Genomic DNA, 12,781 nt, shown 5'->3' with positions numbered 1-12,781 from the left:
TCCCACTGAAAGCGGGAGGCATCCGGATTCGGATGCCTCCCGTTTCTGCGTTGCCGGCAGCTACGTGGTGGGCGCGACCGCGGTGCGCACCGTGAGCCCGGAGCGGATGAAATAGGCGATCTCCTCGCAGATCTCGTCGACCGAGATCGCGTCGCCGGGAACGGTGGCGTGCACCATCTCCTGCGCGAGGGAATTCACGGCGCCGATTACCGCGAGGCCGAACAGGTGCAGGCTGCGCGATTCCGCTTCGCCCCGTTCGGCGGCGCGCTGCGCTTCCCGGGTGAGCAGTGCCGAAATCGACCGCCGCTGCGCGCGCCGCCATTCCTCCACCACCGGACTCACCCCGACGACCTCGACATAGAACACCCGCGCCGCCCGGCGATCACGGCAGGTCACCGCGAGGAACGCGCGGAAACTCTCCACCACGCGGACCACCAGCGGCTGTTCGCTGGTGTGCTCCAATGCCTCGTCGAGGCGCCGTAACGCGACCGCGTTCAACCGGTCGACGAGTGCGATCAGTAATGCCTCACGGCTACCGATGTCTTCGTAGAAACTGCGGGTCGACACATTCGCGGTCGAACACAGCCGCTCGATCGAGGTCGACGAATATCCCTGGGTACCGAATAGTTCCAGCGCCGCGTCGGTCAACCTGTTGCGGCGTAGCGCGACTCGCTGCTGGCGCGACAATCCACCGTAACTACGACCACTATCGGTTACATCCGCACGCCGAACCACGGATGCATGCTAGCGCGCGATCGCCGGACAGCCGGGCGATTCGCCATTGTCGCCGCGAGCGAATTCCGCTGGCGTATCGGAATTGTCGAACTGGCGATGATCAATTCTGTTCGGTAGTGGGTTCGCCGTCGTCGAGCGGTTCGGCCAACGGCCAGCCACCGGCGGCCAGATGCGAAGCCACCCGCGAGACGTCGTCGGGCGCGGGCTGCTGCTTCGCGAAATCGGCGATGGCGGCCGCGATTTCGGCCTCGCTGATCGATTCCCGATTCGGATTCGCCTCCACCAGTTTCTCCCCGATCACCGTCACCTCGTAGTCGGTGAGGTGGCGGTGCAGCACGGCGAACAAGGCGACATAGTCGGACTGGGGAATGCCCTGTGGATAGCCCGCGCGCAGCCACCCGAGCACCCGCGAGAGCAGGTTGCCACGGACCGGCGGGGTCGCGGGGGTGGGGTTCGGATCGGTCATGGCTTCCTCACTCATGATTGGCCGAACAGGTGGATGCCGAACTGGTGGGCGATGAACGCCTTGGCGGTGAACAGGATTCCGGTGATCACCACGACGACGATGAGGACCAGACAGGTCACCGCGCCCGCCAGCGCCGGATAGTTGCGCCGGACTCGGCCCTCGGCGTCGACGGTCTCGGCATTGCCCCACCACCGCACCGCGAAGGCGAAGACCGCGGGGACACCCGCGCCGAAGATCAGCGCGGCGAGCACCACTTCCCACAGTGAACTCAGATTGGTGATCACGGTGTGCACGATCGCTCCCCTCTACCCGGCATGGTTCTGGTCGATCGGCGCCTGTGCCGAGGTGGGTGGCTGATGGCCATCGGGCCATTCGTTCACATTGTGAGTGCCGACCGGGTCACGGCGCGACCGGAGATAGATTCCGAGCGCCCCGGCGATCAGGAGGCCGAACACCACGAGCACGCCGGGCAGTCCACCGATGACGTTGGCGATCGCCCAGCAGATCGCGCCGACGATGCCCGCCATCGGCAGGGTCAGCAGCCAGGCCACGGCCATCCGGCCCATCACCCGCCAGCGCACCTCGGCGCCCTTGCCGATGCCGGTACCGAGGATCGCACCGGTCGCGGTCTGCGTGGTCGACAGCGGCAGACCGAAGTGCGCCGAGGTGAGAATGATCGCCGCCGAGGTCGACTCGGCGGCCAAGCCCTGCGGCGACTCGATCTCGACCAGGCCCTTGCCGAGGGTCCTGATGATCCGCCAGCCGCCGAGATAGGTGCCGAGGGCGATCGCGACGGCGCAGGCGGCCATCACCCACAGCGGCATGTGGTCGTCTTTGCCCAGCGAGCCGTAGGCGACCAGCGCGAGGAAGATGATGCCCATCGTCTTCTGCGCGTCGTTGGTGCCGTGCGCCAGCGAGACCAGGGAGGCCGAACCGATCTGGCCCCAGCGGAAGCCCTCTTCGGTTTTCTCCCGGTCGACGCCGTGGGTGATCCGGTACACCAGGAACGTGCCGATGGCCGCCACGATGGCTGCGATCACCGGCGCGAGCAGCGCGGGCAGCACGATCTTGATCAGCACACCGTCCGACCCCGATGCCCAGATCACCCCGTTCCAGCCCAGCGCGGCGATCGTCGACCCGATCAGGCCGCCGAACAGGGCGTGCGAGGAACTCGACGGCAGGCCGAGCAGCCAGGTCAACAGGTTCCACAGAATGCCGCCGACCAGGCCGGCGAAGACGATGACCAGCAGGTCCTGCCCGCCCACATCGTCCAATTGGACGATCCCCTTCGCTACCGTCGCCGCGACCGATACCGACAGAAACGCACCGATCAGGTTCAGCACGCCCGAGAGCGCGACTGCCGTCTTCGGCTTCAGCGCACCGGTGGCGATCGAGGTCGCCATGGCGTTGGCCGTGTCGTGGAATCCGTTGGTGAAGTCGAACGCGAGAGCTGTGACGATGACGATCAACAGGACCATTAGTTCGGCGCTCACCGGAACAGTGTGTCGTATGCTGCCGCCGGATTGCCAAACTGTTGCGGGTAAGTCGCACGACCAGCGGCTGAGCTCAGCCGGCGGCCACGCCGAGCGCGCGCACCGCCTCGATGGTGTCTGCCTCCGCCGGTTCCTTGTCCGGCCGGTACCGCACCACCCTGGCGAAGCGCAGCGCGACTCCGCCCGGATATCGGGTACTGGTCTGGACTCCGTCCAGCGCGATCTCGACGACGAGTTCGGAACGCAGGTACACGGCCTGACCGTCGCGGTGGGTTTCGTGGCGCGGGAATTCCTCGGTCTGCCAGCGCAGCAGTTCGTCGGTGAGGCCCTTGAACGTCTTGCCGACCATCACCGGCTCACCGGTCTCCGGATCGCGGGCCGCCAGATGCAGGTTGGACAGGAACCCGGTGCGGCGGCCGTAACCCCATTCGGCGCCGATCACCAGCAGGTCGAGGGTGTGCGCGGGTTTGATCTTCTGCCAGGCTTTGCCGCGCCTGCCCGCGGCGTACGGGGCATCCAGCGCCTTGACCATCACGCCCTCGTTGCCGACCGCCAGTGCGTCGTCGTAGTAGTCGGCGGCGGCCTCTGGGGTCGGCGCGATGAGCGCGGGAATGCTGTGATCGCCCGCGACCCGCTCCAGCGCGGTGCGCCGGATGCGCAGTGGTTCGTCGATCAGATCGATGCCGTCCAGGTGCAGGCAGTCGAAGAAATAGGGGTGCAACCGGCGTGGATCGCCGATGGTCGCGAACCTGCTCATCGTCTCCTGGAACGGGCGCGGGCGGCCCGCGTCGGTCAGGGCGAGGGTTTCGCCGTCCAGGACCACGGTGGCGCAGTCGAGGGTCTTGACCAGCTCGACGAGTTCGGGGACGCCCGCGGTGATGTCGCGCAGGGTTCTGGTGAAGACCCAGACCTGGTCGCCGTCGCGGTGCACCTGGATGCGGGCGCCGTCGAGCTTGTGTTCGACACTGATGTCGGAGCCCAGCTCGGCGAGGGCCTCGTCCAGCGAACCGCCGGGTGCGGCGAGCATCGGCGCTACCGGGCGTCCTACTTCGAGGCGGAACGCGGCCAGGGCTTGCTCGCCCCCGGCGAGCGCGGCGATCGCGGTGACGGGCAGCCGGCCCGAGAGCATATGGGCTCGGCGCACCACGTCGACGGGGATGCCGGTGGACTGTGCGAGCGCCTCGACCACGATCGCGGTGAGCGCGCCCTGCCGGAGTTCGCCGGTGAGCAGGCGGACCAGGAAGGACTGCTCCTCCTCGGTCGCGGCGGTGAAGAGCGCGGTCAGCAATTCGCGGCGCCGGTTGGTCGAGCCCTTGCCGTTCAGGCCGGTGAGCTGGGAGAAGATGTCGTCCACCGCGCCGACGGTGAGGCTCGCGTCGCCGCTCGGCGGGGTCTCGAGCCCGGCCACCGTGCGCCACCCGGCCCCGATCCGGCCCTGCACCAGCTCGCCGGACAACCATGCCACCACGGTCCCGATCTCGGACGGGTCCGCGGCGCCGAAGAGCTCGGCCAGCGCGGCGGTTTTCGCCTTGCGCGACCGGGTCGCCCGCACGGCCGCGGAGGCCGTGACGACATCGCTGAACAGCACCCAACGACAGTATCGCGAGGGTGTGACACAGAGCTCGAGCCCCGCTGTTAAGAATCCATTGGCAAGCCTGCGAAACCGCCCCTAAACTGGACATATGGCCAAGACCTATGTCGGAGCGCGGCTGCGCCAGCTGCGGACCGAACGTGGGCTGAGCCAGGTCTCGCTCGCGCAGAAACTGGAGATCTCGGCCAGCTATCTGAACCAGATCGAACACGACGTGCGACCGCTCACCGTGCCGGTGCTCACGCGCATCAACGAGGTCTTCGGCGTCGACCCCACCTTCTTCTCCGCCCAGGACGACACCCGGCTCATCGCCGAGCTGTCCGAAGTGGTGATGGACGCCGAGCTCGGCATCGAGGCCGACACCCAGCAGATCGCCGACATGGTCTCCGCCCATCCGTCGATGGCGCGCGCCCTGGTGGCCCTGCACAACCGCTACCGCAACACCAGCGCCCAGCTGGCCGCCGCCACCGAGGACCGGTTCGCCGACGGTTCCGGCAGCGCCGCGATCAGCAAGCCGCACGAGGAAGTGCGCGACTACTTCTATCAGCGCCAGAACTACATCCACGAATTGGATACCGCCGCAGAGGATCTCACCGCGCGCATCCGGTTCCACGGTGGCGAGGTGAGCACCGAGATCGTGCGCCTGCTGCGTGCGCACGGCGTGCGGATCAGCGAGCGCATCGACCTCGGCGAGGGCGTGCTGCACCATTTCGACCCCGAGACCAAACAGCTCGAGATCTCCCCACACCTGTCCGGTGGACAGCGCACCTTCAAACTCGCCGCCGAACTCGCCTATCTGGAATGCGGCCCGCTCCTCGAAAAACTGGTCGACGAGGGCAATTTCGCCTCCGACGCGTCGCACAAACTCGCGATGCTCGGCCTGGCGAACTACTTCGCGGCCGCGATGGTCTTGCCCTACACGCACTTTCACGAAGTAGCCGAGAATTTCCGCTACGACATCGAACGCCTGTCGGCGCATTTCTCGCAGAGTTTCGAAACCATCTGCCACCGCCTGTCGACCCTGCAACGGCCGACCCTGCGCGGCGTCCCGTTCTCCTTCGTCCGCGTCGACCGCGCGGGCAATATGTCGAAGCGCCAGTCCGCCACGGGTTTCCACTTCTCGGCCAGCGGCGGTACCTGCCCGCTCTGGAACGTCTACGAGACCTTCGCCTACCCCGGCAAGATCATGACCCAGATCGCCCAGATGCCCGACGGCCGCAAATACCTCTGGATCGCGCGCACCGTGGAACGCCGCGCCACCCGCTACGGCCAGCCCGGCAAGACCTTCGCGATCGGCCTCGGCTGCGAGCTGCGCCACGCGGGCCGCGTCGTCTACGCCGACGGCATCGACCTGGGCGAAGCCAACGCCACCCCCATCGGCGCGGGCTGCCGAGTGTGCGTGCGCTCCAACTGTCCCCAGCGCGCCTTCCCGCCGCTGGGCAAGGCCCTCGACATCAGCGAACACCGCAGCTCGGTCTCGCCCTACCTCATCAAATAGCTGCTCAGAAGGCTTCCTCCGGGACCGCCATGATGTCGTTGTCGATGGCGGCGAGGATGTTCTTGGTAGCGGTGAGTTCGGGGAGGACATTCTTGGCGAAGAAACTCGCCGCGGCGACTTTGCCCTGGTAGTAGGGGCGGTCCCGCGGTGCGGCGTCGGAGGCCAGGGCGGCGGCGGCGATGTCGGCCTGGACCAGCAGGCGCCAGGCGATGAGGAGATCGCCGACCGCCATCAGGAAGCGAACCGAGCCGAGGCCCACCTTGTAGAGCTCGGTGGGCTCGCTCCGGCCCGCCATGGCGTAGCCGGTGAGGGTGGCGGCCATCGCGCCGACGTCGGCCTGGGCGGTGCGCAGCAGGGCGCGCTCGGTGGCGAAACGGCCGGTGTCATTGTCCAGGTAGCCGCCGATCTGCGCGTTCACGTGGGCCAGGGCGACCCCGCGATCGCGAATGATCTTGCGGAAGAAGAAGTCCTGGGCCTGGATCGCCGTGGTGCCCTCGTAGAGCGAGTCGATCTTGGCGTCACGGATGTACTGCTCGATCGGATAGTCCTGCAGATAGCCGGAGCCGCCGAAAGTCTGCAGCGACTCGGCGAGCAGCTGGTACGCGCGCTCGGAACCCACGCCCTTGACGATCGGCAGCAGCAGATCGTTCACGCGGTGCGCGGTCTCCGGATCGGCACCGGACACCAGCTGCGCCACATCCGCGTTCTGATGCGCGGCGGTATACAGATACACCGCTCGCAACCCCTCCGCGTAGGCCTTCTGCATGGCCAGCGACCGGCGCACATCGGGGTGATGGGTGATGGTGACGCGCGGCGCCGCCTTGTCGGCGACCTGCGTCAGATCCGCGCCCTGCACCCGCGTCTTGGCGTACTCGAGCGCGTTCAGATACCCGGTCGACAATGTCCCGGACGACTTCACACCGACCGTCATCCGCGCGTTCTCGATCACCTTGAACATCTGGGCGATGCCGTTGTGCACATCGCCGACCAGCCAGCCCTTGGCGGGCACCGCGGTGCCGCCGAAGGTCACCTCGCAGGTCGGCGAGGACTTGATCCCCATCTTGTGCTCGACCCCGGTCACGTACACACCGTTGCGGTCGCCCGGTTCCAGCGTCTGCGGATCGAAGAGGAACTTCGGCACGTAGAACAGCGAAAGTCCCTTGGTGCCGGGGCCTGCACCCTCCGGCCGGGCGAGCACCAGGTGGAAGATGTTCTCGGCCGTATCCCCCACGTCACCGCCGGAAATGAACCGTTTCACCCCGTCGATGTGCCATGACCCGTCGGGCTGCGGCACGGCCCTGGTGCGACCGGCGCCGACATCGGATCCGGCATCCGGCTCGGTGAGCACCATGGTCGCCTGCCACCCGCGCTCGAACCCGCCCTGTGCCCAGCGCTTCTGTTCGTCGTTGCCGATCTCGTAGAGCACCGAGCCCATCATCGGGCCCATGTTGAAGAAGCTGGCCGCCGGATTGGCACAGATGATGAGCTCGTTGATCGCCCACATCAGCGCGTTCGGGGCGGCGGTGCCGTCCATACCCGCCGGCATGGCCAGGCGGTACCAGCCCGCTTCGTGCACCACGTCCACCGTCTTGCGCAGCGGATCGGGCACGGTGATGTCGTGGGTATCGGGGTGGAAGACCACCGGGTGCCGGTCGGCCTCGGCGAACGAGTCCGCGATCGGACCTTCGGCCAGGTGTTTCACCTCGTCGAGGAGCTGGCGCACCGTATCGGAGTCCAGGTCGCCGTAGGCGCCCGTGTCCAGAACCTTGTCCAGGTTCAGGACCTCGAACAGATTGAACTCGATGTCACGCACGTTCGCCTTGTAGTGCCCCATTGGGCCCTCCTCGACTGACCGCACACGGCCGATTGCCGTGTGGCTCGGCGGCTCGACGTTGTACAAATCGAAGCGTGCCGCACCTGCGCGCCCCTACGCAACCGTAGGCAAGGCGACCCTTCTCCAGCTGTCGCCGACGAACAATTCACACGGACGAAACAGACGAAACGGGCACGTGACCGAGAGACATTCGGGTGCAACAAGTTCCATCTACTGTCTCGAATCACGAATACAGCTTCTGTATACAACTCGGTGTACATCCAGTCTCCGGGGCAGACAGCGGCGGTATTCGTTGTGGCGCGTGTGGCGCCGCCGTTACACCTGATGAGGAGAACCGCCCCATGTCTGAATCCCGTTTGGTCAAGGCACTTGTCGTGCCTGCCGCGGTGGCCGTCGCCGGCCTGCTGCTCACCGGCTGTGGTGCGCGCGACGACGCGTCGACCGGCTCGACCGCAGCCTCCTGCGTCGACACCAGCAAGGACACCATCAAGGTGGGCTCGCTGCACTCGCTGTCGGGCACGATGGCCATTTCCGAAGTCACCGTGGCCAATTCGACCAAGCTGGCGATCGACCAGATCAACGCGGCGGGCGGCGTCCTCGGCAAGAAGATCGAGATCGTCCTCGAAGACGGCGCCTCCGACCCCAAGACCTTCGCCGAGAAGGCGGAGAAGCTGATCAGCTCCGACTGTGTCGCTTCGGTGTTCGGCGGCTGGACCTCGTCGAGCCGCAAGGCCATGAAGCCCAAGTTCGAGAGCCTGAACTCGCTGCTCTACTACCCCGTGCAGTACGAGGGTCTGGAAGATTCCAAGAACATCTTCTACACCGGCGCCACCACCAACCAGCAGATCATTCCCGCGCTGGACTACCTGAAGCAGAAGGGCATCAAGTCCCTCTACCTGGTCGGCTCCGACTACGTCTTCCCGCAGACCGCCAACCGCGAGATCAAGGCCTACGCCGCGGCCAACGGGATCGAGATCAAGGGCGAGGACTACACCCCGCTCGGCTCCACCGACTTCTCCACCATCGTCAACAAGGTGCGCGCCGCCAAGGCGGGCGCGGTGTTCAACACCCTCAACGGTGACTCCAACGTCGCCTTCTTCCGCGAGTACACCAACGCGGGCCTCAAAGCCGCTGAGATGCCGGTGGTTTCGGTATCGATCGCCGAGGAAGAGGTCGCGGGCATCGGCGCGCAGAACATCGCGGGCCAGCTCACCGCCTGGAACTACTACCAGACCGTGGACTCCCCGGCGAACAAGAAGTTCGTCGCCGACTACAAGGCCGCCTTCGGCGCCGACAAGCCCACCTCGGACCCGATGGAAGCCGCGTACGCCTCGGTGTACCTGTGGAAGAACACCGTCGAGAAGGCGAAGTCGTTCGCCGTGGCCGACATTCAGGCCGCCGCCGATGGCGTGAGCTTCGACGCCCCGGAGGGCACCGTCACCATCGACGGCTCCAACCACCACATCACCAAGACCGCCCGGATCGGCGAGATCCGCCCCGACGGCCTGATCTACACCGTCTGGGATTCCGGCAAAGCCATCACCCCGGACCCGTACCTGAAGTCCTACGAATGGGCCAAGGGCCTCAAGTAAACAGCCCGACAGATGTGGGACGCGCAGTGCGCGCGTCCCACATCGCCCCATCTCCAAGGAGTCCACTGCAATGGACGTGCTGATCAGTCAGCTCTTCACCGGGCTGAGTCTGGGATCCATTCTTCTGCTCGCCGCGCTCGGCCTTTCCCTGACGTTCGGTCAGATGGGCGTCATCAATATGGCGCACGGCGAATTCATCATGGCCGGTTGCTACACCACATATGTAGTGCAGCAAGTCTTCTCGTCGGCCGGAGTATCGCTGGTCGTGTCCCTGCTGATGGGCTTCCTCATCGGCGGCCTGCTCGGTGCCGCCCTGGAGATGGGCCTGATCCGCTACATGTACGACCGACCGCTGGACACCCTGCTCGTCACCTTCGGTGTCGGACTCGTGCTCCAGCAGGCCGCGCGTGACATCTTCGGCGCCCCCGCCAAGAACGTGCTGGTGCCCGAATGGCTCAGTGGCGGCATCACTATCGCGGGCGCGGTCGTGCCGAAGACCCGCATCTTCATCCTGGTGCTGGCGATCGTCGCGGTGACCACCCTGGCCGCCGTGCTCAAGACCACCCCGATGGGTCGGCGGATTCGCGCCGTCGTGCAGAACCGTGGACTGGCCGAAACCAGCGGCATCTCCAGCAGATTCACCGATATCAGCACGTTCTTCATCGGTTCCGGACTGGCCGGCGTCGCCGGTGTGGCGCTCACCCTGATCGGTTCGACGAGCCCCACCATCGGCCAGAGCTATCTGATCGACGCGTTCCTGGTGGTCGTGATCGGCGGCCTCGGTCAGATCAAGGGCACGGTGATCGCGGCGTTCGCGCTCGGCCTGCTCAACTCGTTCATCGAATACTCCACCACCGCGTCCATCGCGAAGGTGATCGTGTTCGTGCTGATCGTCATCTTCCTGCAGGTCCGCCCGCAGGGCCTGTTCACCGTGCGGACGAGGAGCCTGGCATGACCGCACTCACCGAACGTCTGCGCGAATACCCGCGCCTCACACCACTACTCGGCTTCGGCGTCGCGGCGATCCTGCTGTTCGCCGTCGCCCCTGCGGTTCTGAGCGATTTCCGCCTGAACCTTCTGGCCAAGTTCCTCTGCTTCGCCATCGTGGCCGCCGGCATCGGATTGGCTTGGGGCCGTGGCGGAATGCTCACCCTCGGCCAGGGCGTGTTCTTCGGCATCGGCGCCTACATCATGGCCATGCACATGCAGCTCGCCGACGCCGCGCGCCTGGGCAACGACGTTCCCGAGTTCATGGAGATCTCCGGCATCAGCGAACTGCCGGGATTCTGGCAGCCGTTCAGTTCCGCGCCGGTGGCGATTCTCGGCATCCTGGTGCTGCCCGCGCTGGTCGCGGCGGTGCTCGGGTACGGCGTGTTCAAGCGCCGGGTGCGCGGCGCCTACTTCGCCATCCTGAGCCAGGCACTGGCCGCGGCGCTGGCGATCCTGCTCACCGGTCAGCAGGCCATCGGCGGCTTCACCGGACTGTCGGACTTCCGTTCCTTCTTCGGGTTCCGGCTGTCGGACCCGGCCAACCGGCAGATGCTGTTCTTCATCGCGTCGGGCACGCTGCTGGTGGTGGTGGCGCTGATCCGCCAGCTCAACCGCAGCCGCTACGGCGAACTGCTGGTGGCGGTGCGCGATGCCGAGGAGCGCGTGCGTTTCCTCGGCTACGACCCGGCCAATATCAAGATCGTCGCCTATGTGGTGGCGGCGTTCCTCGCCGGTATCGCCGGTGCGCTGTTCACTCCGATCGTCGGCATCATCTCGCCCGCCGATATCGGCGTCATCCCGTCGATCGCCTTCCTGATCGGTGTCGCCATCGGTGGCCGCACCACCCTGCTCGGACCGATCCTCGGTGCGATCGGCGTCGCCTGGGCGCAGACCTCACTGTCGGAGTCGTTCCCGTCGGGCTGGACCTACATGCAGGGCGTGCTGTTCATCGTGGTCGTCGGGTTCATCCCCGCCGGTCTGGCCGGGCTGTGGCCGATGTTCAAGGGCTGGCTCAACAGCCGCAAGAAGCTGCCGCCCGCACCGGAAGAACCCGCCGCCGTCGTCACCGAGGAGAAGGTGCAAGCGCGATGACACTCGAACCCAAAGCCGGCGGCAACGCGGGCATGGACAGCGACTACCTCGAAATCCGTGGTCTCACTGTCAGTTTCGACGGCTTCAAAGCCGTCACCGATGTCGACCTCACGGTGTTGCAAGGCGACCTGCGGTTCCTGATCGGACCGAACGGCGCGGGCAAGACCACGCTGATCGATGCCATCACCGGCCTCGTCCCGGCGACCGGTTCGGCGCAGAAGTCGGGCACCGAACTCCTCGGCAAGAAGGTGCACCAGATCGCGCGCCTCGGCATCGGGCGCACCTTCCAGACGGCCAGTGTGTTCGAGCAACTCACCGTGTTGCAGAACCTGGATATCGCGGCGGGTGCCGGGCGTTCGGCCCTGTCGCTGCTGCGCATGCGCAAGTCGGTGCTGCCGGGCATCGAACAGGCCCTGGAGACAACGGGTCTCACCGCGCTGCGGGACAAGCCCGCCGGGGTGCTCGCGCACGGACAGAAGCAGTGGCTCGAGATCGGCATGCTGCTGGTGCAGAACGCGTCGGTGCTGCTGCTCGACGAGCCGGTCGCGGGCATGAGCGCCGAGGAGCGCGAGGAGACCGGAAACCTGTTGCGCCGCATCGGCAGTGATCGCGTGGTGATCGTCGTCGAGCACGACATGGACTTCATGCGGTCCTTCGCCACCTCGGTCACCGTGCTCGCGGGCGGCAAGGTCCTCAGCGAGGGCAGCGTCGAACAGGTGCAGGCCGATCCGAAGGTGCAAGAGGTCTATCTGGGCACCGCGACTCTGGTTACGACAGACAAGGAGTCGGCCGATGCTTGAGCTACACGACATCCGTTCCGGATACGGGCGCACCGAGGTCATCCACGGTGTCAGCATGACCGTGCCCGACGACAGCGTCGTCGCGATCATGGGCCACAACGGCGCGGGCAAGACCACGCTGCTGCGCGCGGCGGTGGGGTTGCTGCCCACCAAATCGGGCACCATCACCTTCGACGGCGAGAAGATCACGAAACTCTCGCCCTCCCAACGGGTCAAGCGCGGCATCGGTTATGTGCCGCAGGGCCAGCAGAGCTTCGGGCAGCTGACCACCGCCGAGAACCTGCAGGTGGTCGCGGACGGGCGCAAACGCGGCAAGGCGCTGATCGACGAATCCCTCGATCTGTTCCCCGCGTTGAAGGACCTGCTCACCCGCAAGGCGGGCCTGCTCTCGGGCGGGCAACGTCAGCAGCTGGCCATCGCCCGGGCACTGATCACCGAGCCGAAGCTGCTCATCCTCGACGAACCCACCGAGGGCATCCAGCCGTCGGTGGTCGCCGAAATCGAGCGCACCATCATCGAATTGACGCAGCGCGGCGGTTTGAGCGTGCTGCTGGTGGAGCAGCACATCGGCTTCGCACTGCAAGCCGCGCAACAGTACTACGTGCTGCACTCGGGGCATCTCGGCTCGACCGGGGCAGGCGGGGCAGGTGCGGAATCCGCGGTCCGCGCGGCGATGGCGATCTGATCGCA

General features: G+C 66.3%; 12 protein-coding genes. 6 read left to right on the top strand and 6 right to left on the bottom strand.

The features are described from left to right. Nucleotides 1-60 precede the first annotated feature (60 nt). From ACWFRF_RS22050 to ACWFRF_RS22030, 5 genes are all read right to left on the bottom strand, one after another. Nucleotides 61-735, bottom strand: a complete 675-nt coding sequence (locus ACWFRF_RS22050) for a TetR/AcrR family transcriptional regulator (RefSeq protein ID WP_452451980.1) — start codon at nucleotides 733-735, stop codon at nucleotides 61-63. 100 nt (nucleotides 736-835) lie between these two features. Continuing rightward, the gene (locus tag ACWFRF_RS22045) at nucleotides 836-1,201 is read right to left on the bottom strand and encodes a DUF3349 domain-containing protein (protein ID WP_378633940.1); all 366 of its coding nucleotides are present in this window, start codon (nucleotides 1,199-1,201) and stop codon (nucleotides 836-838) included. An 11-nt stretch (nucleotides 1,202-1,212) separates the two neighbouring features. Beyond that, nucleotides 1,213-1,494, bottom strand: a complete 282-nt coding sequence (locus ACWFRF_RS22040) for a hypothetical protein (protein WP_378991133.1) — start codon at nucleotides 1,492-1,494, stop codon at nucleotides 1,213-1,215. 12 nt (nucleotides 1,495-1,506) lie between these two features. Further along, entirely contained in the window at nucleotides 1,507-2,694 is a 1,188-nt protein-coding gene (locus ACWFRF_RS22035) for an inorganic phosphate transporter (RefSeq protein WP_378991135.1), read from the bottom strand. Between the two features lie 73 nt (nucleotides 2,695-2,767). Beyond that, nucleotides 2,768-4,282, bottom strand: coding sequence for an ATP-dependent DNA ligase (locus ACWFRF_RS22030; protein WP_452451977.1), 1,515 nt, complete (start codon nucleotides 4,280-4,282; stop codon nucleotides 2,768-2,770). A gap of 94 nt (nucleotides 4,283-4,376) precedes the next feature. Between ACWFRF_RS22030 and ramB the strand changes: the two genes are divergently transcribed. Further along, nucleotides 4,377-5,783, top strand: coding sequence for an acetate metabolism transcriptional regulator RamB (ramB, locus tag ACWFRF_RS22025; protein ID WP_378991138.1), 1,407 nt, complete (start codon nucleotides 4,377-4,379; stop codon nucleotides 5,781-5,783). Nucleotides 5,784-5,787: 4 nt separating this feature from the next. Here ramB and ACWFRF_RS22020 read toward each other — a convergent pair whose 3' ends face one another. Next, entirely contained in the window at nucleotides 5,788-7,617 is a 1,830-nt protein-coding gene (locus ACWFRF_RS22020; protein WP_378991139.1) for an acyl-CoA dehydrogenase, read from the bottom strand. 341 nt (nucleotides 7,618-7,958) lie between these two features. On the opposite strand from ACWFRF_RS22020, the gene urtA reads away from it, so the two are divergent. The 5 genes from urtA (at nucleotide 7,959) to urtE (ending at nucleotide 12,776) form a co-directional block, all read left to right on the top strand. Further along, nucleotides 7,959-9,209: an urea ABC transporter substrate-binding protein gene (urtA, locus tag ACWFRF_RS22015; protein WP_056814694.1), complete on the top strand. Its 1,251-nt coding sequence runs from the start codon at nucleotides 7,959-7,961 to the stop codon at nucleotides 9,207-9,209. Nucleotides 9,210-9,279: 70 nt separating this feature from the next. Then, nucleotides 9,280-10,164 carry an urea ABC transporter permease subunit UrtB gene (gene urtB / locus ACWFRF_RS22010; protein WP_266293973.1) on the top strand — a complete coding sequence of 295 codons (885 nt, stop codon included), beginning with the start codon at nucleotides 9,280-9,282 and terminating at the stop codon, nucleotides 10,162-10,164. After that, on the top strand, nucleotides 10,161-11,291 hold the full coding sequence (gene urtC, locus ACWFRF_RS22005; RefSeq protein ID WP_452451975.1) for an urea ABC transporter permease subunit UrtC: 1,131 nt from the start codon (nucleotides 10,161-10,163) through the stop codon (nucleotides 11,289-11,291). The genes urtB and urtC overlap by 4 nt, the downstream gene beginning before the upstream one ends. Further along, a complete protein-coding gene (gene urtD / locus ACWFRF_RS22000; protein WP_452451973.1) occupies nucleotides 11,288-12,091 on the top strand; it encodes an urea ABC transporter ATP-binding protein UrtD in 804 nt (267 codons plus the stop codon). Before urtC ends, urtD begins: the two co-directional genes overlap by 4 nt. Further along, entirely contained in the window at nucleotides 12,084-12,776 is a 693-nt protein-coding gene (urtE, locus tag ACWFRF_RS21995; RefSeq protein ID WP_056814706.1) for an urea ABC transporter ATP-binding subunit UrtE, read from the top strand. The genes urtD and urtE overlap by 8 nt, the downstream gene beginning before the upstream one ends. The last annotated feature ends 5 nt before the right edge of the window (nucleotides 12,777-12,781 follow it).

Source organism: Nocardia sp. NPDC055165 (genome assembly GCF_053606985.1).
Note: the sequence above shows the minus strand (reverse complement) of the source record. Positions and strands in the feature narration are given on the sequence as shown.